At 41.5% G+C, this 26,803-nt stretch carries 26 protein-coding genes and 2 pseudogenes; 11 read left to right on the top strand and 17 right to left on the bottom strand.

Annotated elements, in window-relative coordinates; genetic code table 11:
* Positions 1-71 precede the first annotated feature (71 nt).
* The 5 genes from HMPREF1139_RS02250 to HMPREF1139_RS02230 all read left to right on the top strand — a co-directional run bounded on the left by HMPREF1139_RS02250 (position 72) and on the right by HMPREF1139_RS02230 (position 4,646).
* Positions 72-1,190, top strand: coding sequence for a PepSY-associated TM helix domain-containing protein (locus tag HMPREF1139_RS02250; RefSeq protein WP_009649879.1), 1,119 nt, complete (start codon positions 72-74; stop codon positions 1,188-1,190).
* Between the two features lie 98 nt (positions 1,191-1,288).
* Positions 1,289-2,311 carry a ribonucleotide-diphosphate reductase subunit beta gene (locus HMPREF1139_RS02245; protein WP_009649561.1) on the top strand — a complete coding sequence of 341 codons (1,023 nt, stop codon included), beginning with the start codon at positions 1,289-1,291 and terminating at the stop codon, positions 2,309-2,311.
* 444 nt (positions 2,312-2,755) lie between these two features.
* Entirely contained in the window at positions 2,756-3,511 is a 756-nt protein-coding gene (locus tag HMPREF1139_RS02240; protein ID WP_169767305.1) for a carbon-nitrogen hydrolase family protein, read from the top strand.
* Between the two features lie 224 nt (positions 3,512-3,735).
* The gene (locus tag HMPREF1139_RS02235; RefSeq protein WP_009649793.1) at positions 3,736-4,371 is read left to right on the top strand and encodes a protein-L-isoaspartate(D-aspartate) O-methyltransferase; all 636 of its coding nucleotides are present in this window, start codon (positions 3,736-3,738) and stop codon (positions 4,369-4,371) included.
* A 68-nt stretch (positions 4,372-4,439) separates the two neighbouring features.
* A complete protein-coding gene (locus tag HMPREF1139_RS02230) occupies positions 4,440-4,646 on the top strand; it encodes a hypothetical protein (protein ID WP_009649461.1) in 207 nt (68 codons plus the stop codon).
* Positions 4,647-4,690: 44 nt separating this feature from the next.
* Here the strand turns inward: HMPREF1139_RS02230 and HMPREF1139_RS02225 are convergent, their stop codons facing one another.
* The 3 genes from HMPREF1139_RS02225 to HMPREF1139_RS02215 all read right to left on the bottom strand — a co-directional run bounded on the left by HMPREF1139_RS02225 (position 4,691) and on the right by HMPREF1139_RS02215 (position 8,691).
* Positions 4,691-5,113 carry a hypothetical protein gene (locus HMPREF1139_RS02225; protein WP_009649496.1) on the bottom strand — a complete coding sequence of 141 codons (423 nt, stop codon included), beginning with the start codon at positions 5,111-5,113 and terminating at the stop codon, positions 4,691-4,693.
* Between the two features lie 379 nt (positions 5,114-5,492).
* Positions 5,493-7,067: a single-stranded-DNA-specific exonuclease RecJ gene (gene recJ, locus HMPREF1139_RS02220; protein WP_009649714.1), complete on the bottom strand. Its 1,575-nt coding sequence runs from the start codon at positions 7,065-7,067 to the stop codon at positions 5,493-5,495.
* Positions 7,057-8,691, bottom strand: a complete 1,635-nt coding sequence (locus HMPREF1139_RS02215) for a CTP synthase (RefSeq protein ID WP_009649443.1) — start codon at positions 8,689-8,691, stop codon at positions 7,057-7,059. The genes recJ and HMPREF1139_RS02215 overlap by 11 nt, the downstream gene beginning before the upstream one ends.
* 128 nt (positions 8,692-8,819) lie before the next feature.
* Here HMPREF1139_RS02215 and HMPREF1139_RS02210 point away from each other — a divergent pair, with 128 nt between their 5' ends.
* The 5 genes from HMPREF1139_RS02210 (at position 8,820) to HMPREF1139_RS02190 (ending at position 14,699) form a co-directional block, all read left to right on the top strand.
* On the top strand, positions 8,820-9,035 hold the full coding sequence (locus tag HMPREF1139_RS02210) for a DUF4492 domain-containing protein (RefSeq protein WP_009649759.1): 216 nt from the start codon (positions 8,820-8,822) through the stop codon (positions 9,033-9,035).
* 1 nt (position 9,036) lies between these two features.
* A complete protein-coding gene (locus tag HMPREF1139_RS02205; RefSeq protein ID WP_009649465.1) occupies positions 9,037-10,572 on the top strand; it encodes a cytochrome ubiquinol oxidase subunit I in 1,536 nt (511 codons plus the stop codon).
* The gene (locus tag HMPREF1139_RS02200) at positions 10,565-11,689 is read left to right on the top strand and encodes a cytochrome d ubiquinol oxidase subunit II (protein WP_009649564.1); all 1,125 of its coding nucleotides are present in this window, start codon (positions 10,565-10,567) and stop codon (positions 11,687-11,689) included. Before HMPREF1139_RS02205 ends, HMPREF1139_RS02200 begins: the two co-directional genes overlap by 8 nt.
* A gap of 224 nt (positions 11,690-11,913) precedes the next feature.
* A complete protein-coding gene (locus tag HMPREF1139_RS02195) occupies positions 11,914-12,276 on the top strand; it encodes a hypothetical protein (protein WP_009649894.1) in 363 nt (120 codons plus the stop codon).
* Between the two features lie 281 nt (positions 12,277-12,557).
* Positions 12,558-14,699 (top strand): site-specific integrase, encoded by a 2,142-nt coding sequence (locus HMPREF1139_RS02190; RefSeq protein WP_009649508.1) that lies wholly within the window; start codon positions 12,558-12,560, stop codon positions 14,697-14,699.
* Positions 14,700-15,158: 459 nt separating this feature from the next.
* Here the strand turns inward: HMPREF1139_RS02190 and HMPREF1139_RS02185 are convergent, their stop codons facing one another.
* The 14 genes and pseudogenes from HMPREF1139_RS02185 to HMPREF1139_RS02120 all read right to left on the bottom strand — a co-directional run bounded on the left by HMPREF1139_RS02185 (position 15,159) and on the right by HMPREF1139_RS02120 (position 26,476).
* Positions 15,159-15,671: a hypothetical protein gene (locus HMPREF1139_RS02185; protein WP_034965947.1), complete on the bottom strand. Its 513-nt coding sequence runs from the start codon at positions 15,669-15,671 to the stop codon at positions 15,159-15,161.
* A 22-nt stretch (positions 15,672-15,693) separates the two neighbouring features.
* Positions 15,694-16,767, bottom strand: a complete 1,074-nt coding sequence (locus HMPREF1139_RS02180; protein ID WP_009649437.1) for an ABC transporter substrate-binding protein — start codon at positions 16,765-16,767, stop codon at positions 15,694-15,696.
* Positions 16,768-16,784: 17 nt separating this feature from the next.
* A complete protein-coding gene (locus HMPREF1139_RS02175) occupies positions 16,785-17,732 on the bottom strand; it encodes an aldo/keto reductase (RefSeq protein WP_009649659.1) in 948 nt (315 codons plus the stop codon).
* Between the two features lie 23 nt (positions 17,733-17,755).
* Entirely contained in the window at positions 17,756-18,541 is a 786-nt protein-coding gene (locus HMPREF1139_RS02170) for an ABC transporter ATP-binding protein (RefSeq protein WP_009649680.1), read from the bottom strand.
* Positions 18,538-19,560, bottom strand: a complete 1,023-nt coding sequence (locus HMPREF1139_RS02165; RefSeq protein ID WP_009649720.1) for a FecCD family ABC transporter permease — start codon at positions 19,558-19,560, stop codon at positions 18,538-18,540. The genes HMPREF1139_RS02170 and HMPREF1139_RS02165 overlap by 4 nt, the downstream gene beginning before the upstream one ends.
* Before the next feature lie 52 nt (positions 19,561-19,612).
* A complete protein-coding gene (locus HMPREF1139_RS11635; RefSeq protein WP_050998736.1) occupies positions 19,613-19,915 on the bottom strand; it encodes a transposase in 303 nt (100 codons plus the stop codon).
* Between the two features lie 49 nt (positions 19,916-19,964).
* On the bottom strand, positions 19,965-20,267 hold the full coding sequence (locus HMPREF1139_RS11495; protein WP_034965946.1) for a hypothetical protein: 303 nt from the start codon (positions 20,265-20,267) through the stop codon (positions 19,965-19,967).
* A 97-nt stretch (positions 20,268-20,364) separates the two neighbouring features.
* Positions 20,365-21,263, bottom strand: a pseudogene (gene ttdA / locus HMPREF1139_RS12020) (L(+)-tartrate dehydratase subunit alpha).
* A complete protein-coding gene (locus HMPREF1139_RS02145; protein WP_009649558.1) occupies positions 21,256-21,702 on the bottom strand; it encodes a ribosomal maturation YjgA family protein in 447 nt (148 codons plus the stop codon). The pseudogene ttdA and the gene HMPREF1139_RS02145 overlap by 8 nt, the downstream one beginning before the upstream one ends.
* 51 nt (positions 21,703-21,753) lie before the next feature.
* Positions 21,754-22,500 carry a nickel pincer cofactor biosynthesis protein LarB gene (larB, locus tag HMPREF1139_RS02140; protein WP_009649768.1) on the bottom strand — a complete coding sequence of 249 codons (747 nt, stop codon included), beginning with the start codon at positions 22,498-22,500 and terminating at the stop codon, positions 21,754-21,756.
* The gene (gene larE / locus HMPREF1139_RS02135) at positions 22,487-23,266 is read right to left on the bottom strand and encodes an ATP-dependent sacrificial sulfur transferase LarE (protein ID WP_009649818.1); all 780 of its coding nucleotides are present in this window, start codon (positions 23,264-23,266) and stop codon (positions 22,487-22,489) included. Before larE ends, larB begins: the two co-directional genes overlap by 14 nt.
* A complete protein-coding gene (gene larC, locus HMPREF1139_RS02130; protein ID WP_009649430.1) occupies positions 23,238-24,656 on the bottom strand; it encodes a nickel pincer cofactor biosynthesis protein LarC in 1,419 nt (472 codons plus the stop codon). The genes larE and larC overlap by 29 nt, the downstream gene beginning before the upstream one ends.
* A 53-nt stretch (positions 24,657-24,709) precedes the next feature.
* Positions 24,710-25,600: pseudogene (gene larA, locus HMPREF1139_RS02125) on the bottom strand (nickel-dependent lactate racemase); the annotation flags it as partial.
* Positions 25,601-25,756: 156 nt separating this feature from the next.
* Positions 25,757-26,476: a transposase gene (locus HMPREF1139_RS02120; RefSeq protein ID WP_083827858.1), complete on the bottom strand. Its 720-nt coding sequence runs from the start codon at positions 26,474-26,476 to the stop codon at positions 25,757-25,759.
* 4 nt (positions 26,477-26,480) lie between these two features.
* On the opposite strand from HMPREF1139_RS02120, the gene HMPREF1139_RS11945 reads away from it, so the two are divergent.
* The gene (locus HMPREF1139_RS11945; protein WP_083845021.1) at positions 26,481-26,720 is read left to right on the top strand and encodes a restriction endonuclease; all 240 of its coding nucleotides are present in this window, start codon (positions 26,481-26,483) and stop codon (positions 26,718-26,720) included.
* Positions 26,721-26,803 lie beyond the last annotated feature (83 nt).

Raw genomic sequence — 26,803 nt, 5'->3', positions numbered from 1 at the left:
TTGATTTTGATAATGCTTTATATTTTATTTAATAAATTTAGCATAAAATTACAACTTTCAAAGGACGATCCATGCTACTAAAACGCAACAAAATCATATTCAACATTCACCTCCTACTAGGCCTCATAGCCGCACTTCCGCTACTTATAATGACGCTGAGTGCACCCTTTGTTTCATATAGGGCTCAGATCGCCGACCTCATCAATGAAAGCAGCGTAAATTTGCCTAAAAGCGACAAGCCCGACCTTAAAATGAGCGAAATTTTGACAAAATTTAAAGAACAAACGAATTTTCAAACGCTAAATTCCATACAAACCGGCGGCGATAACACCGCCTACCGCATAAGCGTCACAAATAACGGCAAAATTTTAAACTATTTTATCGATCCTCGTAGCGGTGAAGTGATCAGCGAGGATAACGGCGAAAATTTCAAGCGTATCGTGCTTAGCCTACACCGAAATTTAGGTCTAGCGCTCATAAATGACAACATCAGCGCAAACATCGGTAAGCAAATCGTCGCCGTAAGCTCGATAATCATGAGCCTACTGATGATAAGCGGCATTTGGCTCTATGCGCCGCTCATTAAGAAAAATTTCAAAGAGGCACTTAAATTTAACCTCAAAGCCAAAGGCTACGCGCTGTTTTACAAGCTTCACGCGAGCCTTGGCTTGTGGGTGAGCGTGGCACTCATCGTGATGCCGCTGACGGGGCTTTACTGGTCGTATGGCTGGGTGCGAAGCAGCGTAAATGCGGCTTTTGGCGTTAAAATGACTCCCAAAAAGATGCCGCCTAAAAATCAAGCGCCGACGCAAATTTCTAAATTTCAAGAGATCGATAAGACTATGGAAATTTTTGTCGCGGGCACTGAGGGCAATTTCACTGCTCTGACGATAAATGTACCGGACGCAAATTCCTCCATTTACTCCATCTCTTACTCGCCAAAAGAGAGCCAAAAGATCGGCAGTCTCAAGATCGATACCACTACTGGCGAGATAAAAGAGCGCAAGCTGCTCACAAAAGACGATCTCGTGCCTCAAGGCAAGAAATTTAGCCAAAAGGTCTTAAGGGTGCACACGGGAGAATTTTTAGGCAAACTTGGTCAGGTGCTATTCGCGTTTATCTGTCTCATCGGTGCGTCGCTATTTTTGACGGGCTTTTTGATGATGTTTAAGCGCATAAATAGGCGCTAAATTCGGCTTTAAAATTTTAGACCATAGCCTTGGCGGCCAAAATTTATATATTTTTTGATAAAATCGCTCTTTGATCCACTAAATTTAAGAGAGAAAAAATGAATCGAAAACGCATCTACAATCCAAGCTCGAACGAAAATTTGACCGATCGGCGCGTATTTAACGGCAATCCGCACGGTATTTTAAATTTCACCAAGGCAAAATACCAGTGGGCGCTCAAGCTTTGGGATCTGATGGAGGCCAACACCTGGTTTCCCAAAGAGGTCGATACTACCGATGACGTGCGCGACTACGCCTACAACCTCACGGACGCCGAAAAGCGCATGTATGACCTCGTTTGGAGTCAGCTCATCTCGATGGATAGCTTTCAGACGAACAACCTCGCCGACAACATCAACCCCTACATTACCGCTCCCGAGATCAACGCCGTGCTAAGCCGCCAAGCCTACGAGGAGGCGAACCACTCCAAGTCCTACGCCGTCATGGTCGAGGCGATCTGCGACAACACCGACCTCATCTACGAGATGGAGAAGCACGACGAGGTCTTGCGCGAGAAAAACGACTACATTTCAAGCGTCTATGAGGAGCTTGCGGGCGAGGTGACGGACGAGAAACTGCTACTAGCCATGGTGGCAAATCAAATTTTAGAGGGCATTTACTTTTACAGCGGCTTTACGGCGATCTACGCTCTGGCGCGCGCGGGCAAGATGCTAGGCAGCGCGCAGATGATACGCTTTATCCAGCGCGACGAGATCACGCATTTGTTGCTATTTCAAAATATGATAAACTCCGTGCGCGCCGAGAGAAGCGATCTTTTCACGCCTGAAATGGAAGAGAAAATTTACGATATGTTTGAAAAGGCGGGCAACCTCGAAATCAAATGGGGTCGCTACATCACGCAAAATCAGATCATGGGCTTTACCGACGACATCATCGAGGAATACATCCACTACCTAGTCGATCAGCGTCTGGTCGCCATCGGGCTAAAACGCAAATATAACGCCAAACACCCGATCAAATGGGTCGATGATTTTGCTAAATTTAACGATCAAAAGAGCAACTTTTTTGAGAGCAAGGTTACTAATTACAGCAAGGGAAGTTTGAGTTTTGATGATTTTTAGGTGGATCAACCCTGCCGTGAAGCGACACCCGTCCGCCCTTTGATGAATTTTAAAATTTATAAAATCGAAACTTGATATTTTTTTAAGGGGGTGCGGCTAGAACGTTTTGTTTGCAGTCGTGAAGCGTTTTGAAAAGGGAGGATACGAGCAGTATTCGAGTAGTGCAACGAAGTAGAAAAACCATCCATGCCCCCTTAAACAAACCCCGACCCCAGCACGTTCAAGGTTGCTACCTTACGATGGGATTAAAATTTAAGGCTCTGTTTCTAATAAAGTAAAGCGAAGTCAAACCTTGTTAGCGAGCTTATCGCCGCCGATTTACAGGGAAGCAGTAGCTGACCGCGTAAATCGTGCTATATGTTCGGCGTCTTGCGGAGTGAACAGGGTTTGCGAAGCGGACATCAATACTCTGATATAACAGAGCCAAATTTAAAAAGGAAAAAAATGAATCTTTTAAGCATGGTTTTAAAAGCCAAAAACGCAAACGATCGCACGGAAGAGCTCGTAAATTTCATCGCCAAAGCCCCTGAAAATTCGCTCATTCTCGCAAGCGAGCTTTGTATCAGCGGCTATGACTTCGACGGCTTTTTCGCGGGTGCGAACGCACAGATGCTTGGTGGTGCGATCGGCAGCTTTGACGCGATACTTTTTGAGACGCTTCAAGACGCCCTAAGCCCTGAGAAATTCCTCGCTCTCACGCACTTAACGAGCCTAAATCGCGCGAGCGGACTAGCCAAAATCTCGATCACGCAGCCGCACAAAACGCAAATTTACAACGAATTCATCCTGCTAAACAGCCAAAACGTCTTCTATACGCAAAACAAAGCCATACTCTTTCGCCCAAACCACGAGCACGAAATTTTTGCCGCGGGCGACATGTCGGCGATACGCCCGTTTGACTTTCGTGGGCTAAAAGTAGGCGTGCTCATCTGCTTTGAGCTGCGTTTTGCCGAGCTTTGGGCGCAGCTAAAGGGCTGCGACATCATACTCGTGCCCGCGATGTGGGGCAAGGAGCGAGAGGAGGCGTATCTTGCGCTTTGCAAGGCACTTGCACTGGCAAACGGCTGCTATGTCGTGGCGTCAAGTGCACTGATGCTCGAGTTTTCGGGCGTATTTTTACCGACAGGTGAACTCGTGCAAAGTACGGAATTTGACCCAAATCTAATAGCCTCAGTAAAGAAAAACTTAGGAATTTTGTGAAATTAGGCTCTATTCTACGAATAGCTGACTACAAACGAAGTATCTCTAAAAACCGTCAAGCGCTGTCGAAATAAAAAGCTTAGTTGCTCGCGTCCGTATCGCGGTCACTAATGAAGCAGTTGAGATTTGCGTATCCGTTTAAAGATATCAATGCAAAATTTTAAAGTATCTTGCAAGTTTTATTTACATATAATACGAATTTAATTTTCATTTAGGATATGACTTTGACATCCCTCGAAGAGATAAAATGCCAGAATTTAGCCGATGAGATCGCAGACGAGATCACGCTCGCACCGGCCGTTTATAAAGCCATCGCAACGACAGAGAGAGAAATTTTCGTTCCGATAAAAACGCATGCCTATAAGCTGGACGCGCAGCCGATCTTGGGCAATCAATGGATCAGCTCGCCACTGACCGTGGCCAAGATGACGCTTGCGCTAGAATGCGACAAAGGCATCGACAACGTGCTAGAGATCGGCTGTGGCAGCGGCTATCAGGCGGCCATACTTGGCAAGCTGGCGCATAGGGTATTTAGCGTAGAGCGTATAGAAAAGCTGGCTATGGAGGCCAAAAAACGCTTCGAAGCGCTAAAGATACGCAACGTGCATGTGCGCTACGACGACGGTAACAACGGCTGGAAGAGCTACGCACCATTTGACCGCATCCTGATATCGGCGGCCACTGATAAGGTCGGACAAAATCTCTTCAACCAGCTCAAAAACGGCGGCATTTTGGTCGCTCCGATCAAAAAACATGAGAAGCAATTCATCGTGAAATTTAAAAAAGACGAGAGCGGCAATATCAGCGAGAGCGTATTTGACGAGTGTTTGTTCGTACCACTTCTAAGCGGACGAGAGTAGCGAAACTATAATAAAAATTTAAATCTAAAGGTCGTATAGTTGCTCTATATCTTTTTAAAGGAGCGACCATGGCAAAAGATGCAGAGTTAGTAAATTTCTCCGAGGATTACGAGCTAAACAATATCCTCAAAAAGCACGGCAAGTCCCAAAGCGAGGCGAACCGCAAAATTTTATGTGAGCTTGGCAAAGAGTGCAAGGCTGAGCTTGGTAAGAAAATTTTAAGCCAAGATGAGTTTGGCGAATTCGTCAAAAAGAATTTGGCGAAATTAGCCTAAATTTCGGGGCGTTTTGCCCCGTCAAATTTATCTTTCGTGCAAATTTAGCGTTTGCAGTCTGCTTCGTAGCGCGTCAAGACCCCTTCAAAAATCTTGCCCGTTTGCGTCTCATACACCCATCTCATGTCAAAAGCCCCAAGTCCCATCGCATTTAGTACATCTATGTCGTGCGGCGTCATAGTTTTTTTACAATAAAACTCTATCGTGCCGTTTTTTATGACCTCTTTTAGCTCTTGTTTTTGTTTGCCAGCCAGCTTGTCAAAGTCAAAATTTTCAAAATTTTTTAAGACATATCTTTGCGTGACGACGCTATTTTTGCAGCTCACTTCCTTTAACTCTACTTCGCTGGACGGCTTTGCTGGATTTATTTTTAGATTAAGCAATATCCCTTGCATACCCACATCGCCGCAAATATCCCTACCAAATAGCACCGCTACAAATGCCGCACAAAAAAAGATTTTTTTCATTCTTGTCCTTTAAATTTAAAGGTTCCGTTATAATAAATCATTGACACTTGCTTCACTTCTACTTTGTAGTTGCGAACGAAGTGAAGTTAAGCCTTAGCACGATTTTTTCTGCTTCGCATTGCTCGCAGCTTTTCAAGACGCTTCGTTGCACTCGCAACCGCAAGCGGACCGCATTCAGCCTTACGGCTTCTCTGAAAATCGGCGGCGATAGCGTCGCTTCACAAGGTTTTACTCGAATGCTGTTCGCATTCTCCTGCTTTGAAAGTTAAAAATCAATGAAATATTTTAACAGAGCCTAAAATTTTAAAAATAAAGCCATATTAATAGAAATTTTAGCATTCAAACAAGGCAAAGCGAGCTAAATTTAGCCCGCCTAAATTTACAAAACTTCTCTTATCAAAAGCTGTGGCGTGACAAGCCCGCGAAATGAATTTTTAGAGATAGAAAAGATGATGTTTATGCTCTCACCGACTTTGACGTGGCGCGTGAAGTTAAAAAACAGCGCCTCAAGGGTCTTGTCGTCTTTTTGCAATATGAGCTTGAGGTGATTTTGATCGCGGCCGATCAGCTTTTCGTTTTTGACGACAGCACCGTCGATCCTAAATATCGGGCGCGGATTTTTCTGCCCGTATGGCTCGTAAAGCTCCAAAATTTCAAGTAGCTCAAAGTCGATCTCTTTGGCGCTTATATCGCCTAAAAGCTCGTCCGAGCTGGCAAACTGGTGCAGATCCATCAAAAAGCAACTTTTATTTATCTCCTCTTTAAATTTCTGCAAATTCTCAGGCGCGATCACAAGGCCGGCCGCGCCTTTATGTCCGCCGTAGCTGTTTAGCAGGTCTTCATGCTTTGCGATGAGTGCGAGGATATCGAGCTTGCCTATGCTTCTGGCACTGCCCTTGGCTCTGCCTCTGTCTATACTAAAAACGATAGCCGGCTTTGAGAAGTGCTTTGCCAGGCGGCTCGCTACGATACCGATGACGCCCTCGTGCCACTGCTCGCCCCACGTGACGATGATCTCGTCATCATCTCTCACGTCCTTTAGCGAGCATTCAAAAAGTGCGCGCTCCTCCTCTTTACGCGAGTTGTTAAAGTCGATTATCATGTCAAGATAATCATACGCCTTATCAATTGTCTTTGCGCGTAAGAAATCAAACGAATTCATCGCATCGTCCATACGTCCGGCGGAATTTATGAGAGGAGCGATAAGAAAGCTGATATCATCGCACTCAAATTTATCCTTTCCGTAAAATTCTTTTATCGCGCGAAATGCAGCTCGTTTGGAGCTATTTAGCCTGCTTAGTCCCAGTCGCACCAGCATCCTATTCATATCGCGAAGCTCCATCATATCGGCGATTATGGCGATGGCTAAAAGCTCCAGGAATTTACTCATATCGTAGTTTAGCTTGCACACATCCTTTAGCGCACCGACTAGATACCACGCTACCTCAGCGCCGCAAATTTCGATATTTGGGAAGGTGCAGCCGGGCTGCTTTGGGTTGATGATCGCGTAGGCTTCCGGCATCACGGGCGGGGGCATGTGATGATCGGTGATGATGAGATCGATGCCGCGTGCTTTGCAAATTTGTGCCGCATCGTTCGCGCTGATGCCGTTGTCGACGGTGATGATGAGCTTTACGTTTTCATCTAGCTCTTCGATGATGTCTGGATTTAGGCCGTAGCCGTCCTTGAAGCGATTTGGGATACGCACCTGATAGTTGCCAACCCCCAGATCGTCAAAAAATTCTGCCAGTATCACGCTAGAGACGACGCCGTCGACATCATAGTCCCCGACGATGACTATGAGCTCGTCTTTTTGCATCGCCTCTTTGATACGCATCGCGCCTTTAAAGATGTCCTTTAGGGCGCTTGGAGTAGGAATTTGCGAAAGCTTTTTGTGTATATCGTTACTAAATCTAAGCTCCAATAAATTCCTGATATCTTCCTTACTTAACATGATTTGCTATGCTGGCGCGGATGAAGCCAAGTATAGTCGGGTTTGGCCTGGTCAGACGGGAGGTAAATTCAGGATGACACTGCACGCCGACGAACCACGGATGATCTTTTAGCTCGATAGCCTCGATCAGCCCATCGCTTTCGCCGCTTACTATCAGCCCGGCTTTTTCAAATTCCGCCCTGTATTTTGGGTTTGCCTCGTAGCGGTGACGGTGGCGCTCTTTTATCTTCTTGGCTCCACCGTAAATTTTACTTAAAAGCGAATTTGCCTTTATGTCGCACTCGTAGGCTCCCAGCCTCATCGTTCCGCCAAGCGGGCTTTTGTGCGTGCGGATCTGCTTTTTACCGCTTACGTCGATGAAGCTGTCTATCAGATAGATGATAGGATTTTTGCATTTTGCGTCAAATTCTATGGAATTTGCATCCTCTAAATTCAGCACGTCTCTTGCAAATTCTATCATCGCAAGCTGCATACCAAGGCAAATTCCAAGATAAGGGACTTTGTTCTCGCGAGCAAATTTTATCGCCTGTATCTTGCCTAAAACACCGCGCTCGCCAAAGCCGCCGGCGACTAAGATCCCGTCCACGTCTTTAAGCAGCTCGTTTACATTGCTGGGCTCGATCTTTTCGCTGTCTATCCATTTTAAATTTACCCTCGTATCAAGATTTGCTCCTGCGTGGATGATGCTCTCAGTCAGGCTCTTGTAGCTCTCTTTTAGATCGACGTATTTACCCACGAAGGCTATCGTGGTCTCGTTTGTCGGAGCTATTATGCGTTTAACGAGGCTGTCCCATTTCGACATATCTGGCTTTAGCTCGCCAAGGCCTAAATTTTCAGCGATCGGCGTTAAAATATCTTGCTTTAAAAACGAAAGCGGGATCTGATAGATGCTCGCGCTGTCACTACTTTCGATGACGCAGTTTTTCTCCACGCCGCAGCTTGAAGCGATCTTGTCCTTTAGCTCGCGGTTTAACGGCATTTCCGAGCGGCAGATGATCATATCGGGGCTTATGCCGATACGGCGCAGCTCGCCCACGCTGTGCTGTGTAGGCTTGGTCTTTAGCTCGCCTGCGACCTTTATGAAAGGCACGAGCGTGAGATGGATATTCATCGCGCGTTTTTTGCCGACCTCTATCCTAAGTGCGCGGATAGCCTCTAAAAAAGGCAACCCCTCTATATCGCCGACCGTCCCGCCGATCTCGACGATGAGGACGTCATTGCCCTCGCCCGCTTTTTTGATGCGATCCACGATCTCGCCTACGATGTGCGGAATGACTTGTATCGTTTTGCCAAGATAATCACCCCTGCGCTCCTTTTCTATGACGGCGCTATAAACGCGTCCGGTGGTGAAGTTGTTTTTTTGAGACAAGCTCTCGTCTAAAAAACGCTCGTAATGTCCCAGATCAAGGTCCGTCTCCGCTCCATCATCAGTCACGAAAACCTCGCCGTGTTCAAGCGGACTCATCGTGCCCGGATCTACGTTGATATATGGATCGGCCTTTAGCATACTCACCTTTAGCTCTACGTTTTTTAAAAGCGTGGCGATAGATGCGGCTGCGATACCCTTACCAAGGGAGCTCAGCACGCCTCCGGTGATAAAAATATACTTCGTCTCTTTAGCCATGAATTTTCCTTAAATTTATTATTTTTTAGATGTGTCGATTATACCTTTTAAATATTTAGTAAGGTATTAAGTCATTGTGAAATTTAAAAATTATTTTTTAAGTTTTTTTGTTATACACTTCCAAAATCATGATAAAACGATACTTAAACAACATCGCGTCTTTATATATAGACGGCTTTAAGGGTATGAAGCTAGGTAAAAAGCTATGGCTCATAATAGCGATAAAGCTTATCATAATGTTTGGCATACTTAAAATTTTTCTTTTCAATGAAACATTAAACACAAAATTTGAGACCAACGAGGAAAAAAGCGACTTCGTTATCAACAGTCTCACAAAGGAATAAAATGTCTGATTTGGCTTCGGTTGACTGGTCTAGGGCTCAGTTCGCGCTAACTGCGATCTATCACTTCATCTTCGTCCCGCTCACGTTAGGACTTAGCTTCATCGTCGCGATAATGGAGAGCATCTACGTCAAGACGGGCAGCAAGCAATGGCTTGACATAACGAGATTTTGGCTCAAACTCTTTGGTATAAATTTCGCTATCGGCGTGGCTACCGGCATCATAATGGAATTTGAGTTTGGCACCAACTGGGCGAATTACAGCTGGTTCGTGGGCGACATCTTCGGTGCGCCGCTTGCGATCGAGGGATTGCTCGCATTTTTCCTAGAGAGCACATTTTTTGCGGTCATGTTCTTTGGCTGGAACAAGGTCAGTAAGAAATTTCACCTCGTCTCGACCTGGCTTGTTGCGATCGGCTCAAATTTAAGCGCGCTTTGGATACTCATCGCAAACGGCTGGATGCAGTATCCAATAGGCATGAAATTTAACCCCGACACCGCTAGGATGGAGATGCAAAATTTCCTCGACGTTGCGCTAAATCCGGTCGGTATCATAAAATTCCTACACACCGTCACTAGCGGATACTCTATCGCGGCGCTTTTTGTGATCGGAATTTCAGCTTGGTTTTTGCTGAAAGGACGCAACGTCGTGATGGCTAAAAAAAGCATCGTCGTAGCGGCTAGCTTTGGGCTGATAACGTCTGTATTTTTGCTATTTAGCGGCGATGAGAGCGCGTATCAAGCTGCAAACAAACAGCCTATGAAGCTAGCTGCGATGGAGGGGCTTTATAAAGGCCAGACAAATGCCGGCCTCGTAGCGATGGGGATTTTAAACCCTGCCAAAAAAGCAGGCGATGACAAAGAGGCGTTTTTGCTCGAGCTAAAGGTGCCTTACGCGCTTGGTCTCATGGCTACTAGAGGCATAAATAACTTTACTCCAGGCATCGACGACATCATCTACGGTAACGAAAAAGAGGGCATCGAAAGCGCAGCCAGCAAGATGGAAAAAGGAAGGCTCGCAGTAGATGCTTTAAGAGCCTACAAAGACGCCAAAAAAGAGGGCGATGAGAGCGTGATGGCAAGCTCAAAGCAAACTTTGGAGCAAAATTTAAAATTCTTAGGCTACGGCTACATCAAAAATGTCGAGGATCTCGTGCCTCACGTTGGGCTCACGTTTTATAGCTTTCACGTGATGGTCGCACTTGGCACTTATTTTATCGCACTATTTGCGCTGACTTTGTTTATGTGCCTTTCAAGCAAATTTGACATCGTAAATTTCAAAAAGCTACTTTGGCTATGCGTATTTACCATACCGCTTGGCTTCGTGGCGGCTGAGGCCGGCTGGATAGTGGCCGAGGTCGGGCGTCAGCCTTGGGTCATACAAGATCTCATGACCGTAGGCGTAGGAGCTACGAATTTAGCCGATACGAATATCAAAATTTCAGTCGCGTTGTTTACGATACTCTTTACCGTGCTTCTCATCGCCGAAGTCAAAATCATGCTAAAGCAAATAAAGATAGGATTTGAAAACCATGCATAGTCTCTCACTCGAAACTTTACAAATTTATTGGTGGTTCATAGTCAGTCTGCTGGGCGGACTGCTCGTGTTTATGATGTTTGTTCAAGGCGGCCAAACGATGATATTTTCACTTGGCAAAAACGAGATACAAAAAGATATGCTCATAAACTCGATCGGACGCAAATGGGAGCTCACGTTTACGACGCTCGTGATGTTTGGAGGAGCTTGCTTTGCGGCGTTTCCGCTATTTTACGCGACGAGCTTTGGCGGGGCGTACTGGGTCTGGCTGGCGATACTTTTTTGCTTCATCATCCAAGCCGTGAGCTACGAATACCGCAAAAAGCCAGACAACTTCCTAGGTGTGAAAACCTATGAAATTTTCCTTTTCATAAACGGCTCGGTGGGCGTGATACTGATAGGTATGGCCGTCAGCACGTTTTTTGCCGGTAGCGACTTTGTGCTAAACGATCAAAATTTTGTCCAATGGCAAACCCCTTGGCGTGGGCTCGAAGCACTCGCAAACCCGATGCTTTATCTGCTGGGGCTTGCTATGTTTTTTCTCTCTCGCGTGGGCGGGGCGCTTTATCTCATAAACAACATCGACGACGAGGAATTTAGAGCAAACGCCAGAAAGGCGCTTTTGAGAAATACGATCGCATTTTTACCGTTTTTCCTTGCATTTCTTGCGTGGGTGCTCATGAAAGATGGCTTTGGATACGACAAAGACGGCATCGTTAGCATGGTAAGCTACAAATACGCTTTAAATTTGATCCAGATGCCATGGATCGCAGCTGCGATGATAGTTGGCGTCTTGCTCGTGCTGTATGGAATTTTTAAAGGGGCATTTAGCAAAAGCATCTATGGGATTTTACCTTACGGCATAGGCGTGACACTGGTCGTGACCGCACTATTTTTGATAACAGGACTAAACGATACGGCATTTTATCCGTCATTTAGCGACCTTCAAAGCTCACTAACCATCAAAAACGCGAGCTCCAGCCACTATACACTTGGCGTAATGGCGTATGTGAGCCTGCTAGTCCCGGTCGTCTTGGCGTATATATTTGTAGTTTGGCGCGCGATAGACAGCAAAAAGATCACGCAAGACGAGATCGCAAACGATCATCACGCATACTAGGAGACAAGATGATACACTCTTTGATATTTCTTATCCTTTGGCCGGTAGCACTCATCGCTGGCTATAAATTTGCATTTTTCAGCGTAGCGAAATTTGAAAAAATGACGGATAAAAAGCAATAACCTACTCCTAAATTTGGCGGTATAAATTTACCGCCAACTCCTTTATGATTTAAAATCTTTAAAGCTATAATACCAATACTAAATTCCCCAAAGGATACTATCATGAAAATTTTACTTTCTATATTAGCCATACTTGCTTTAGTGTTTTTGATGGGTTGTAGTGCAAGAGATACCGGCAATATAAGCAAAAAAGAACTTGAGAGTTTAGCTAGCAAATATGGCGGAGTGTATATATTCGATAAGAATTTTTATGAAGAAATTGTTAACAGAGAAAGAGAGAGGAAAGAGCTAAAAGAACAGCTTAGAGATAGTATTAAAACCAAATTAAGCAGTAAAGTTTCAAAAATAAATATGAAACCCATAGGTAAAAAGCTACCTCAAACTCTATCAAACGGTAAACGCTACTACACCGACTGGACCGATCCAAAATTTAAATTTGACAATCTAAAATTTACAGAAATTTGAATAATTTTTGTAAAAGTAATAGGCGAACTCGTCCCATGAAATTTTGCGGATTATAACCTCTAAAATCTTAAATACATATAAAAATATCATCTAAAACGATAGGTAAAAACAGGAGAAAAATAGGCAGTTGGTGTCACGGGGGAGACTTGAACTCCCGACCTCCGGCTTATGAGGGTTTAAAAATAAACCTTGTGTAAGCACCAAAAAGACGACACACAGCCAGTTTTACACTAGGTATCTGCTACATTTTGCTACAAAGTTATATTGCATAGGTAACAAAGATGCAATATCTAGTCAAACGAAATGGCATATACTACTTTAGAGTAGCTATCCCACTATATCTGAGGCCTTATTTTGGTAATAAAACCGAATATATAACCTCCTTCCTCACAAAACGCTTTGATACAGCAAAAAATCGTGCTAAGATCTATTCTATAATTTTTAACGCGATCAAAAAGGCATGGAAGATGAATTTGAACAGCGAACTTATAGAGCACTTGGTGCTTATGCTTTTAAAAGCCAAGGAGGCCAAAAGTATCAAAGAGCATGATATGCTTGGCAGATATATAAATTTAGATGGACTACTATCACTAAATTTGTTTTTAAAGCAGAGTTTAAAAGAGGATAGCTTACCCAGTGTGATATCAAAAGAGGTTGATGATATCTGCAAAAAGCTATCTTGCGCCGATCCTCAGACCAAAAAGCTTCTTGGCAAAAGAGTGCTTGAGGCAACGATAGATAACATAAATCACATATCATACAAGATGTGCAAAAATCAAAAGCTACTAAATGATAAGCAACAAGCATTTGTACCACTTGGTAAAAAGCACAAGAGTGCAAATTTAGATAATAATACTAAAGACGAGATAGTAAAAGGCGTTAGAGAGGCTAACATAGGTAGCTATCAAGACGACATAGAGACTTTAAAAAGGCAGAATTTGGTGCTGCCTTTCACTAAAAAGTCCTTAAAACACTCTGTTAGTGAGCTAAGAGATGCCATAAATGAGCTAGCTAGGCAAAAGGGAGCACTCACACAAAACGATATCCTAAGAATATTTGGTTGTGAGTTATTGCCAGATGGAGACAACGAGCTAAGTGATGATCTAAAATTTGGGTATGGAAATTTAAATGATCCTAACTTTGGTGGTCAAGTGAAGCTATATAAGGCAGATAAATATAAAGATAAAGGTATAGTTTTAAGTGATATTGAGGCTAAAGATCTTGCGATAGATGACACAAGTGATGCTAGTGGCATGACTTTCAATGAAGCTATAAATTTCTTTCAAAAGCTCTTCTCAAATAGAGCTAAAAGTCTTAGATATAAACTAGACACATCTACTAAAAGCGACAGCAAAGCTGACATGGTTACACTAAAGAGTGCATTTGAAAACTATGTATCAAACACGAGTATTTCAAACAACTGGAGTGATAGCACATTTGGTCTTGTTAGACATGTAGGAAAGCTGATGTTTATGAAATTTGGTGACGAGCTAGATATCAAAAAGATAAAAAGAGATGATTTGCTAAATTTTAGAAATGTCTTACTGCAACTACCAACCAAACTCTCTCAAAATAGTCTCTATAAAGATAAAAACTTAGATGAGATCATAGCTTTAGCAAAGGATAGACCAAAAATTTCTAAATCAACCATCAAGAAGTATATTGTTAGAGTTAGTGAGTTTTTTAAATACTGCTACGATAGCGACTATATAGATAAGAATCCAGCTGTGGATCTACAAATAAATTTAAACCAAGATGACGTTACAAATAAAAATCCTTATGAAGATAGTGATGTAAATGCACTTTTGGATATTGTTAGTAAGATCAGGTCAAGTGGTGATACTAAAAGCCAAAGAATTAGTAAAGATGAGCTATTTTTCATTACTCATATAGCAGCTTATTCTGGCATGAGACTAAATGAGATAATCCAGTTAAACACAGATGACATAGTCGAAAAATACAACATAGTATGCTTTAGTTTAAATACAAAAATAGATGTAAAAACTGGTAAGAGCAAGACTTTAAAGACTAGAAACTCTGCTAGGATTGTTCCTATCCATTCTAAGCTAAGTAGTATTGGGCTGCTTGAATTTATAGAGAGTAAAAAGAAGCTAGCTAGGAAATGCGGCAAAGCAGTTAGGTTATTTAGCTGTGATAATAAAGACTTTTCTGAGTATTTTAGAAAGAAGATCAATACTAAAGTTATAAAAGATGATGATAAGACAAGGACATTTCACTCATTTAGACACACTTTCATAAACAAGCTCATTCAAAGTGGTCAAAGGGTTGAACATATAGCTGCTCTTGTAGGACATGAACAACAATACAAGATCACCATGAACACTTATGGAGAGCCAGTAACTCCAAAAATTCTAAAGGATCTAGTTGAAGAGGTAAATTTTTATCAAGGAGGGGAAGGGTGAGCGTAGTAAACTATTTAGAATGATGGGATTGTTAACATAAATAGTAAAGGTTGATTTATAATTTAAGGTTATTTAAGATTCTGAAATTATGCTTAATTTTATGACTTTTTAATATTTTGCTATATGTTATTTTATTTATCTTAAACGGATCAATAAACAACGAAAAGCATAACCTGAACCAGCTTGCATATATATTCTATATATGGTATTTGCTATCAAAAAGCCATCTTGTATTTCATCTGGGCGAGGATACTTTTTGTCCGACAAGTCAGACAAAAATACCTCGTTAGGGATAGTCCCTAAAACCCCATATTTATTATACAGCCTAAAAAATTACTGTATTTTTTCCATAAGAACCAAACACTAATAACTCAAACGCATCTTTATTTTCAAAAAAATACCCTCCTTACTGGTTTGTCCAGTAAAGAGGGCACATATCAAAACCCTTCTCTTTTTCTTTTATAGAACTTTTGCGTTATATACTTCTTCGGGCTTAGCGGCCAATAGTCTTGCTGCCATATCTTTTTTCATCTGAATCAAAGTAGTCTCTTCTTCTTCACTTCTATCTTCTTTTCTTGATAATTCAATAAATTCTTTTAGTACAAAACCTGGCTTTATGGTTATAACGACTGTTTTATCTCTATACTTGAATTTAAAATAATATCTTCCATGGGGACTTTCTAAGACTTCTTCAGCTTCTTTTAAATTAATATCAACGGAAATTCTACCACCTGTTACGCATCTTGTTACCATTTCAAAAGCATCTAGCCCTCCCGGTCCCGGAAATGCTGTAATAAGATATATCTCTCTTCTTTCTAATAATTTCCCATCATCTAAAAGTGGAAAGGCTCTACTCATGACTTGAAATGCATGAGCTACTCCCCCGGGATAACCTACACCATGATAGTTTAGTAAATCATCAAAGCTATATTCTAATTCATGTCCTTTTTCTAATACTTTTATTTTATCCATGTTTCTTCCTTTCTTGTTAAAACTACTTCCTCAATATTGTAGCAACTTCATCATCTGATAATTTGTAATCATATACATATTCAAAGAAATTCTTTAACTCTACTTCCATGTCCATATCTGAAAACAATTGTGGATACTGTATTTTTGCAGCCCATTTAACTGTAAGCGGAGTTTCAACCCCAGGAGGATCCCACCTATAAACACCTATAGGAATTTTGTATACTTGTTTGTTAGCTACAGCTTTAATTGTTGACCAGTCTCTACCTTCCTGCTTATTTTCAATAAAGTCTTCCGGCATTAAGTCTGAATGATTTCCTAAATAAATGATATCAGGGTTCCATACAATCATCTGCTCCATGTCCACTTCAGCCAATTTACCCTTAAGCTCGTGGGCCGGATTATAGGCTCCACTTGGTTTCATCCAATGGTCGTATGTTTTTACAGCTATTTTCATGTCACTATAAAACTCTATAACTTTTGGTTTATCTTCATCTTTTATTTCAGCTAACTTTGATGTTACTTCATTAATTCCTTTGTCCATATATTCAACTAATAAGTCGCCACGTTCTTTCTTTTGAAGTACTTCAGATATCATTTTTATATTTTCTTTTATACTATCAAATTCTGCCCTCTTTAAAGCTACTACCTTAAGTCCTGCAGCTTCCATTTTTTCAATTTCTTTCTCAATATTCGAATAAATAAACACTACATCCGGTTTTAGCTTCAATAACTCTTCCACGTTAACAACTGAGTCTTTTGAACACCATTTAGTATTCGCATTAGCTAGTTGTGGATACATGTTTTTTAAAACACTTTCTTCAAAAGCTTTAATAGAAGATGGGTTGCATCCTACAATTTTATCTGTCTTTCCATCAATTGCATATATTATAGACGGAAGAGGCTTGTCCACCGTTGCAATTCTTTCCGGTGTTTTTTCAAATTTAATCGTTTTTCCTCTAACATCAGTAACCGAGTATTCGCTTTCTTTTACCTCTTTAACTTCTTGCACTTGACTAGCTTCTTTTTCGCTGCCGCCACAAGCATTTAAAATTAATGCTAGTACTAAAAATAATAATAAACTAATCCTTCTTTTCATTTTTCCTCCTTTGAAAATTATACACTTAGTGGATAAACTCCAAACAAATCTGCAACTTCTTCTCTTAATATATGAGGTCTTTGTCTAAGAGCTTTGCCAACTTCTATCTTTCTTTCTAAATCAACTTGATTAATTCTTTCTTTTAATTTTCCTTCTTGTTCACTCCTTTCTTTAGCAGAGTAAGGTTCTTGATATAGGGTTTTAATAGCTTCATTAATTTCATCTTTTGAATTAAAGGTTCCCAGTACAGAATCTATAAAAGGAAAGGACAGAATATATGCATATGCCGCTTGAACCAAAGTTTGGTCTTCTTTTATACGAATAGCGTTAAATATATCTTCATAAAGCAACAAGTCTCCTGTTGCCAGCGGATTCATAGCTATTGTCCCTATATCTTTTTCATGAGTCTTCATTATTCCTTTTAATCTGTATTTGGAATTAATTATATTAAAGCCCTGTAAACTATAATCAAATTTATACTCCCCAATCATCTCAATTAGTTCTTTATTTTGTAAGTGTGAAGAAAAAGTAATATGCTTAATAAGTCCTTCTTCTCTTGCTTTTTCCATCTCTCTTATAGCTCCATAGTTTTTAGCTCCTCTCCATTCTTCAAAAGATTTTACACCCCAAAGACAAGTAAAGGAGTCAATACAACTTATTCCTAAATTCTTCAAAGAATTTTCAAGATTTTTTCGAAATGTTTTAGAATCTCCGGCATGTGTCTTTGACATAATATAAAATGGTTTTTTATGCTTCTTCATTTCTTTTATGGCTGTACCTAATATAAGTTCTGAACAATTGTTTCCATAAGTATCGCCGGTTTCAAAGAAATTTATTCCTTGTTTATATGCATAGAAGAAATTTTCTGCATGTTTATCTATATCTTGGGGATTCTTTAAGTGATGACTTCCCATAGATATTCTTGAAATTTGTATGCCTGTAGATCCTAATTTTCTATATTCCATTCATTAACCTCCTTCTAACAGTTCTATATGGTTTTATAAGGTGCAACTGTTTTGTATTCAACTTCTTCTGCTTGAAAAACTAAAATTTTAGCTTTGATCTGAAAATACTTTTGTAAGTTATCTTCAGTAATGGCTTTCGAACTTTCATCAAAGGTTGTTTTGTAGTCACTACCGATAAACAAAGTTTTGTCAGATATCTGCAATGCATGACTAGGAAAATGAGTGTTTATTATGCAAGCAGATTTTTTATTTACATTTATATGTTTAATTGCCTCTATGATTCTAATTTGATTCTTCATATCCAGGTTTGACTCCGGTTCATCTAAAATAAGAAGTTTTGGATTAGAAACAAGAGCTCTCGCAATCATAACCATTTGAAGCTCTCCTCCGGATAGCTCATCACAGTATCTATTTGATAGCTTTTCAACTCCTAATTCTTTTAAAGTTTCATAAGCTTTATCATAATCTTCCTTCGTAGGGATATGGAAAAAACTGTTTTCCTTGTCTAAACCCATCACAACCATTTCTAAAACCCCATAACTAAACACACTTTTCTTAACTTGAGGAACATAACTTAAGTTTTCCCATAATTCTTTTTCTGCATATTCATTTATATCTTTGCCGAACAATAAGGCTTTTCCCGTGTCCCATTTTAAAAACCCCATAAGACACCTTAAGAAAGTAGTTTTACCCACCCCATTGGGTCCAAGAATGGACATTATTTCTTCTTCTTTTAAATCAAATGAAATATCTTTTAAAATTTTTCTCTTGCCATATGAAAAAGTACCTTTTTTAACTTGGAGTATCATCTTCTTTCTCCCAAATTTTTTCTAAGTATAGTTATGAATAATGGCGCACCTATAAATGCTGTTAATATTGAAATGGGAATTTCATTGCTTGTAGCTGCTCTTGCAAGGGTATCTATCAGTAATAAATAAATTGCTCCCATAACACAACAAGTTGGAATAAGGTACCTATTATCATTTCCGATAACCATTCTGGCCAAATGGGGAATTATTAAACCTATCCATCCTATAATTCCACATACAGAAACTGTAGTTGCAGTTATCAATGTTGAGAGTAAAATAACCACAATACGTAATTTTTTTACATTAATTCCTAAAGACCTAGCCTCATCAGAATCTAGAGATAAAAGATTCAATTTCCACCTTAATAGAAAGAAGCCGAAAATACAAGGTATTATTATTATTGAACAAATAACAAGGTCTCTATAGGATACACTTGCTAAACTTCCCAGCAACCACATAGTGATAGTTGGAAGCTTATCTTCCGGATCTGCTATATATTTAATAAATGATATTGAAGCATCAAATAGTGACTTTACAATTACTCCGGATAAAACTAACACATACAAATCTGTTCGTTTTTTTACTCTGGATAGGTTTAAAACTATATAAACTGCTAAAAGCCCCAGAAGCAAAGAAACTTGCTGAGTCACTATCATGTCTAGGGATAATAATATAGATAAAGCCGCCCCAAAACCTGCTCCTGAAGACACCCCTAGTAAGTCCGGGCTAACTAAAGGGTTTGAAAAAACAGTTTGATATGCTGCTCCTGCCAGTGATAGCCCTGCACCTACTAAAACTGCCATAAGTATTCTAGGTAGTCTTATGTCAATTACTACACTAGTTTCATGTACGCCTAAGCCGCTAACATCTCCGGTTATTGTTTTGTATATAATCATAAATGCTTCATAGGGGCTAACCGGATATCTTCCTAAACAAATAAAAGTTAGTATTAAAAGCAATAGCAATACAGAGAGAACCAATATGCATAATTTTTTATTCTTAAAGAAACCTTTTCCCATTTATCCACTCTTTCTAATTAATAGTAAAAATCTTTTATATAGTCTCCTATCCTCAATATAAAGAAGTTAACAAAATCTTTTTAGATATTTGCTCTAAATTAGGACTTAAGGATAAGTCATAAGAGATTATTTCATTTGTATACATATCAAGTATTGGTGAAATGTAGCATTTACCCCATGAAAAGTTAAATTGAGATACATCAGTACTCCATTTTTGTAACGGCTTATCAGCTTTAAAATTTCTGTCTATTATATTATCAGCAATCTTGCCTACTTTACCTTTGTATGAATGATATTTTTTCTTTACACTATTAAGAATCCTATTATGAGTTACTTCATAATCTCCGTTTGCCATGATTTACCCTCCTTTCTTTAAATATAACTTAGTTATATTATAGCACTTGTTATATTTGAAAGTCAAGATATTGATACGCATATTCATCTTTAAAATGGTCATCATCATACTCTTCATATACATAATCATAATTTAACCTAAAATGCACATTACCAATGTACGCATCTACCATTGTTGTATTAGCAGTCGGTTTTTTAGTGTAGGCTTCGATAGTTAGGCTTGCTGGCAAAAAAGATTCTTGGTAAGTAAATTCACTTTTGGCAATAACACATTTTTCATTTAGGTATGAATTGCAAAATTCTAAAAACTTAGCTCCTAATTCATCTGCTAGCTCTCTTTGTGTGCTAGCCAAATCTACAAACTGATGTGCCCCGTGAGGTAGATCACGTCGCCGATCTTGATATCTGCTAGATCCTCGGCGCTTATAGGCGTGGTTAAAATTTTCTTACTCATAGCGCGAACTCCTTGTGCGATTTTACGTCAAAATTTAGATCTGCGTCCCAGACGATGTGGCCTTTGCGGTGCGACCAACAGCCCACATTTACGGCGACAGCTATGACGCTTGGATGGCGAGCGCAGTTTTCTATATGCACGCCCATTACAGAGCTTGCACCGCTCATACCTTGTGGGCCCAGACCTATTTTATTGATGCCATCTTCGAGCAGTTTTTCGGTTAGTGCGGCACGTTCGTTTGAATTTTTAGAGCCAAGCGGCCTCATCAGCGCCTTTTTAGACAGCAAAGATGCCACATCGATCGAAGTTCCCACACCAACGCCCACTAGTAGTGGCGGACAGGCGTTTATGCCGTAGCTTGTCATTATATCCATAGCAAATTTAACGACGCCCTCATAGCCCAGCCAGGCATCAGCACGGTCGCCTTGCCAGGTAGGCTACAGCCGCCGCCTGCCATATATGTGTCTATCTCACACTCGCTGCTATTTGGCACGATCTCCCAAAACAGGCTAGGCGTGCCCTTGCCGACGTTTTTACCGGTGTTATACTCGTCAAATGTCTCGACACTGTTATGGTGCAGCGGAGCCTCGTGCATCGCTCTCAGTACGGCCTCTCGAAGCAGCTCCTCAAGCTCTCCGATGAGCGGAAAATTTGCGCCACAACGGACGAAAAACTGGATCACGCCCGTATCCTGGCAGGACGGACGGTCTAGCTGCTTAGCTAGGCGCTGGTTTTCAAACATCGTTTTATAGATCTCTTTTGCCAGTGGTTGCGTTTCACGCTTACTAAGCTCAAGCAGCTTCGCCGTCACGTCATCAGGCAGCACCTTGCCCGTGTATCCAACAAATTTTGCCATGACCTCAGTCATCTTTTTTATGGATTTTTCTTTATCCATCGCTTCTCCTTTTTTCAAATTTTTCATACGCACCCGCTAAAATACAGCCAGCCGCGTAGCAGATCAGATCGTTAAAATCAAACGTCCCGCCGATCATTATCTTTAAAATTTTATTTTCTATGCCTAGAATTTGCACGGCACCAAAATACTGCGCGAGCTCCGAGGCTGCCGCGAACGCGAAAATTTTAAGTGGCAAATTTGACGGCGGCGCGCTAAATGTAGCCCGCGTCAAAGCGTAAAGCAAGATAACCGCCAAAACGTCGCCCGTGTAGTGGCGCACAAAGCCGCCCTTTACGCAGATCGCGATGTAAATTTCTACCGCTAAAATCATGCCAGCCGCGGCTAAAAATACTAGCCTAGTTCGCGCGCTTTGCCTTGTTTGCAGCTTTTGCATGCGCTTTGCAGCACTTTTTTGCTCGCTTAAATTTTCCTCTAGCAACGCTTTTCTTTTAAATTTAGCCGTTAAATTTGCCTCGCAAGCGGCGTAAATTCAGAGATGATTTATCAGGCTCGCGTTATACGCGGCGCCGAATCCGTTGTCGATATTTACGACACTTATGCCATTTGCACAGCTATTTAGCATGGCTAGCAGTGCCGCAACTCCGCCAAAATTTGCCCCATATCCCACGCTAGTAGGCACTGCGATCACCGGCGCGCTCACAAGGCCTGCTAATACGCTAGCAAGTGCGCCCTCCATGCCAGCAACGGCGATGACGACCTTTGCACCACGTATCTCATCGAGCTTTGCGACCAGCCTATGTAGTCCTGCCACGCCTGCGTCGCTAAATTTACGCGTGTCGTTGCCTAGAAATCTCGCCGTTTCGTACGCTTCCTCCACTACCGCGCCGTCGGCGGTGCCTGCGGAAACTATCGCGATGTAGCTTTGCGTGAGCGCGGGCTCTTTAAATTTGACGCTGATGACGCGGCCACGAGCATTAAAATTTGCCTGCGGAAAGATCTCACGTATGCGTTCAAAAACATTCTCATTTGTTCTTGTGATTAGGATATTTTCATTTTTTTCGCCGATCACACTAGCAATTTGCAAAATTTCATCATCTGTTTTATTTGCCCCATATATCACCTCACCAGTACCATTTCGCAAAGCACGCTGAGTGTCGATCTTGGCGCATCCCACGTCGCTAAAAGGAAAATCCCGTAAAAACTCTATCGCTTCGCGCTCGCTTTTTTCGCCCGATTTTACGGTACGAATGAAATTTAAAGCCTCATCTCTCGTCATTTAAAATCTCCCCGCGAAGCCCTTTTAAATCAAGCAAAATATCATACTCGCCAAGCGAAGCAATCTCGCGTACGACGGCGCTAAAATCTCCCGCGCAAAAGCGCCTAGTCTCGCTCGCACCCATTTGCAGCCTAAAGGCTTTGCCGTCAAATCGCGCGCGAATATTTAAAAATCCGTGCGAGATTAGCAGATTTTCGGCTCGCTCCACGAGCGAAATTTCCTCCGCAGAAAACTCCCTATCGTGCGGTAAACGCGTCAGAAGGCACGCGTAGCTGGGCTTATCCGCGGTCGGCAGTCCAAGCTCGCGGCTAAGCTCTCTAATCTCTGATTTTTTGAGGCCTTTAAGCGGCGAAAGCACGCCAAGCTCGTCTTTTGCTTTAAGCCCCGGGCGGTATTCGCCAAGGTCGTCTAAGTTCGTACCGTCGGCGACGTTTGTAAAGCCTAGATGCTTTGCCAGCTCGATTAGCCGCGTAAAAACCGCCTTTTTACAGACGTAGCAGCGATCTTGCGGATTATTTTTTACCGCTTCGGGCGCTTCTAGCTCTAAAATTTTGTGCCTGATGCCGTAAGTACGGGTAAATTCCACCGCCTCTTTTATCTCGCGCCCCGACATATAGGGCGATTTTAGCGTGATAGCTACCGCGCGCCGGCCTAGCGTATCGGCGGCAACGCGCAGCAGTAGCGAGCTATCCACGCCGCCGCTAAACGCTACGGCTAAATTTTCCAGCTTTTTTATATCATTTTTTAGAATTTCTAGTTTCGTCATATTTTTTTAAAGTCTCGTTTCTAACCTCGCAGATCGTCGTTTGAAATCTCTGCGCGGCTTTTTTGCAGTCCTCGAATTCGGGCTTGATTTTTAAAATTTCGGGGTAATTTCGGGCTAAATTTTCATCCGTCGAATTTTGCTCGGCGTTAAAACCGTAAACCCGGCCGCGCGAAATTTTAAGCCTTATTTTGCCGTATTTAGTCTCTACTTCGCAAAACTCGCGCGCAAGCTCGGTTTTCCTCACGGCGCACTCTCTAACTCCGATCGCCGTCGTATGCGCGAAAATTAGCCCCTTTATCCGCGCGGCGTCCTGCTTGCGGCACAGCGCGTTTAGCTCAAAGCCCGCGCGCCCCTTTTTCATAAAAATAGACCTGCTAAATACGTCCAGCGCGCCGCTATCTCGCAAAATATCGCACGCAAAGGCAAAGCTCTCGGCGTCCATGTCGTCGATATTAGTGGAGATTAAAATCCGCTCGCAAAGCTCGCCATAGCCGATCTGCACGCTCAAATTTGGCTCATCTTTTAAGCCTAAATCCTCGCTCGTTTCGCAAAGTATCACGCGAAGTGCGTTGGCAAAATCTGCGACGTCTTTATCGCCAGCGCCGTAGCCCGTGCTTAAAATTTTAAAATTTCGCGGCGACTCGCGGCGGTCTTGCTCCCTTAAATTTAGTGCGCAGGCCTTTAAAATCGCCGCTCCTGTGGGCGTAGTCATCTCGAAATTCGCTCGCCCTAGGCTTACTTGCGCGCCTTTTAAAATTTCGCAAACCGCAGGCGCCGGTACGGTCAGCCTGCCGTGAGCGCAGTGCGCAAAACCGCCGCCAAGCTCGATAGGCGAAGCAAAAATTTGCGGCGCACCCAAGGCCTCCAAGCAAATAGCCGCACCCACTACGTCCGCGATGCTGTCCGCGGCGCCCACTTCGTGGAAATGTACTTGCTCTGCGCTAGTGCCGTGGATTTTGGCCTCGGCCTGCGCGATAACGCTAAAAATTTCGCTTGCCGTTTTTTTTACGAAAGCGCTTAGGCTAGAACCCTCGATAAGCTCTAAAATTTGCGTGAAATTTCGCGGACGAGGATGGTTTTGGGCGGGCTTATCTGCTCTAAATTCGGCGCCGTGAATTTTGCCGTTTAAATTTTGACGCGGGCTAAATTTAGCGCCTAAGAGGCCAAGCGGAAGCTGACCCCGATTTGCCGCGCAGACGACGTCTATTTTGGTTGCGGAGATACCGTGTTTTAGCACTTTGCGCTTGCGTAGGTAAAACTCGCTAGCTAAATTTAGCTTAGCAAGCTCGGCGCAAAGATAGCTAAAATCCGCGCCCAGATCCACCAGCGCGCCTAAATTCATATCTCCGCTAATACCGCAGCTAGCATCATAGTATAAAATTTTAGCCATACTTAAACCTTAGGCACAGTCATAGAGCCAAACGGCAAGATGACTATTTTTGCGTCCGCACCCTTTTGCGCCTGATAAAGGTCGACGTCCATCGGATAGGGCGCGACCGAGATCACGATATCTGCCTTGCGCGGAATATTTACGCAAAAGACCTCGTCTGCCTTTTTCACGCAGTCATAAAAACTATCGTTTAGATCGCCAGCACTTGCGTAATAGACGCCATGTTCGCTATCAAGCACGGTTTGTATAGAAAATACGTCGATATTTGAAAGCACCTTCATCGCATCGATCATATCTTCATGCACGGGGTTACCTTCAAGGCGCAGTGCCTGAGCGTCAGGACTAAGGGCTAGTTTGTGGTTTTGTGTGATGCTCTCGTATGATGCGGTGCCTGGTAAAAAGGCCTTTCTACCGCCAGTGTAGCCTGCAAAATAATGAGGCTCTACCGAACCTATGACGATCACTTTTTTAGCTTCAGCCACGATCTTGTTTAGATACATCTGCGTGCCGTTTTTGCTCTCGCCTAAAAAGACCATTTCATCATGCTTTGAGTCGTGGTCATGAACTTCGTTTTTAGCTCTGATCTCTGGATAAATTTCTTTAGAAAATATCATATTGTATTCATCTAGTATGCCCTCTCTGTGGCAGCCAGTAGCGATGATGAAAATTTTATTTTTATCGCGAATTTTTGGGTAAATTTGCTTTAAAATTTTAGCTGTAGGAGTCGGACGAGTGCCGTCGTTTACGATGATGACGATTTTTTCATCGCCAGCGATAAACTCATCAAAGCTTTTTTGATTTATCGGATTAGCTAGAGCCTTTGCGATGAGTGTCGTTTCGTCGAATTTAGTCACGGGGTTGGGGTTAAAAACTCTCAGTAAATTTTTTTCCGGAACGCTTAGGTCGATAATATCATCTTTGCCGTAGCGAATAGGAATTTGCACGTTTGCTCCTTAAGTATAATTATTAATTTTTTATCTTAGGATTATATATAAATTTTTCTTTTAAATGTATGTAAAAAGGGTATTCAATTTTTAAATTTATAGAGCGGATAAAATTTATTATGGTTCTTTGTCAATAGTGGGGGTGTAAAAACACCTCTATCTATTGCAAAGACGTAAATATATCAATTTTCTAAATCTTTCATAGTTTCTTAGTCCATAAGATACTCTTTTTATTACTTTTATTTTGTTGTTATTTCCTTCTACAAACCCATTGTTTATTTTATATTCTACTATATTTATTATCTCTTTTTTCCAACTTGTTATTGTATCTGCTAGTTTTATACTTTGCTTTATATTAAATACTCTCAATTTTTCAATTAATTGTTCTATTCTCCTTCTCATTGTCTTTACTGTCTTGCTCTCAAACATCTTGTAAAATTCTTTTATTATTCTATACATCTTTTTCAATGTCTTATCTACTTTTAATATCTCTTTTAATATTTCTTTTTGTCTTTGACTAAACTGACTTATTGGGCTTTTACTTAGTATTTTCCAATATTTTTTTAACTTCTTATACTTTTCATTGTCTTTGTTAAATAATTCTACTCTTAAATCTCTTAATGCCCATATCCCTTGTCTTATTACATGATATTTATCTGCTACTATTTGGGCCTGAACTATATTACTATTTATTACGCTTCTAAATGGCTTAAACATATCCATTACAACTACTTGTGGTTGTATTTCAAATTCGTTTATTATATTTTTTATTGTTTGTGAATGTCTATTTCTTAATATATCTACTAGTTTACGGTTTTTATCATACATCGCTAGCTGATATTTCTCTTTTTCTATATTTCCTTTAAATTCGTCTATATATATGACTGATGTATCTGGAGAGGTTTGTCTTTTTAGGGCGATTGCATTTTATGAGGGTGATATCAAGCACGTTTATTTTGTCGCGGAGACTAAAGGGTCTATGAACTCTATGCAGCTTCGCCAAGTCGAAGAGTCCAAAATCCACTGCGCAAAGGAGCATTTTAAGGCTATAAGCAACGATAGCGTGGTCTATGACGTAGTGGATAGCTATAAATCACTACTGGATAAAGTTATGAGGTAAAAATTTATTGGGAAGTTAGGTCGCAATATAAAAGAGCCTGTGCAATATTCCAAAAATGGTTATTGTGCTGCTCCTTTTGAGGT

The organism is Campylobacter sp. FOBRC14 (assembly GCF_000287855.1).
GTDB lineage: Bacteria > Campylobacterota > Campylobacteria > Campylobacterales > Campylobacteraceae > Campylobacter_A > Campylobacter_A curvus.
The sequence above is the reverse complement of the archived record's forward strand: the minus strand, read 5'-3'. Positions and strand labels throughout refer to the sequence as shown.

Coding starts and splice junctions, on each gene's coding strand:
- HMPREF1139_RS02215 (WP_009649443.1), bottom strand. CDS start 8,691: ATGGCTAAAGAGACGAAGTATATTTTTATCACCGGAGGCGTGCTGAGC.
- HMPREF1139_RS02185 (WP_034965947.1), bottom strand. CDS start 15,671: ATGGATAAAATAAAAGTATTAGAAAAAGGACATGAATTAGAATATAGC.
- HMPREF1139_RS02245 (WP_009649561.1), top strand. CDS start 1,289: ATGAATCGAAAACGCATCTACAATCCAAGCTCGAACGAAAATTTGACC.
- HMPREF1139_RS02170 (WP_009649680.1), bottom strand. CDS start 18,541: ATGATACTCCAAGTTAAAAAAGGTACTTTTTCATATGGCAAGAGAAAA.
- HMPREF1139_RS02200 (WP_009649564.1), top strand. CDS start 10,565: ATGCATAGTCTCTCACTCGAAACTTTACAAATTTATTGGTGGTTCATA.
- HMPREF1139_RS02165 (WP_009649720.1), bottom strand. CDS start 19,560: ATGGGAAAAGGTTTCTTTAAGAATAAAAAATTATGCATATTGGTTCTC.
- HMPREF1139_RS02210 (WP_009649759.1), top strand. CDS start 8,820: ATGATAAAACGATACTTAAACAACATCGCGTCTTTATATATAGACGGC.
- HMPREF1139_RS02205 (WP_009649465.1), top strand. CDS start 9,037: ATGTCTGATTTGGCTTCGGTTGACTGGTCTAGGGCTCAGTTCGCGCTA.
- HMPREF1139_RS02190 (WP_009649508.1), top strand. CDS start 12,558: ATGCAATATCTAGTCAAACGAAATGGCATATACTACTTTAGAGTAGCT.
- HMPREF1139_RS02225 (WP_009649496.1), bottom strand. CDS start 5,113: ATGAAAAAAATCTTTTTTTGTGCGGCATTTGTAGCGGTGCTATTTGGT.
- HMPREF1139_RS02180 (WP_009649437.1), bottom strand. CDS start 16,767: ATGAAAAGAAGGATTAGTTTATTATTATTTTTAGTACTAGCATTAATT.
- HMPREF1139_RS02250 (WP_009649879.1), top strand. CDS start 72: ATGCTACTAAAACGCAACAAAATCATATTCAACATTCACCTCCTACTA.
- HMPREF1139_RS11945 (WP_083845021.1), top strand. CDS start 26,481: ATGACTGATGTATCTGGAGAGGTTTGTCTTTTTAGGGCGATTGCATTT.
- larE (WP_009649818.1), bottom strand. CDS start 23,266: ATGACGAAACTAGAAATTCTAAAAAATGATATAAAAAAGCTGGAAAAT.
- HMPREF1139_RS02230 (WP_009649461.1), top strand. CDS start 4,440: ATGGCAAAAGATGCAGAGTTAGTAAATTTCTCCGAGGATTACGAGCTA.
- recJ (WP_009649714.1), bottom strand. CDS start 7,067: ATGTTAAGTAAGGAAGATATCAGGAATTTATTGGAGCTTAGATTTAGT.
- HMPREF1139_RS02195 (WP_009649894.1), top strand. CDS start 11,914: ATGAAAATTTTACTTTCTATATTAGCCATACTTGCTTTAGTGTTTTTG.
- larB (WP_009649768.1), bottom strand. CDS start 22,500: ATGACGAGAGATGAGGCTTTAAATTTCATTCGTACCGTAAAATCGGGC.
- HMPREF1139_RS02175 (WP_009649659.1), bottom strand. CDS start 17,732: ATGGAATATAGAAAATTAGGATCTACAGGCATACAAATTTCAAGAATA.
- HMPREF1139_RS11635 (WP_050998736.1), bottom strand. CDS start 19,915: ATGGCAAACGGAGATTATGAAGTAACTCATAATAGGATTCTTAATAGT.
- HMPREF1139_RS02240 (WP_169767305.1), top strand. CDS start 2,756: ATGAATCTTTTAAGCATGGTTTTAAAAGCCAAAAACGCAAACGATCGC.
- larC (WP_009649430.1), bottom strand. CDS start 24,656: ATGGCTAAAATTTTATACTATGATGCTAGCTGCGGTATTAGCGGAGAT.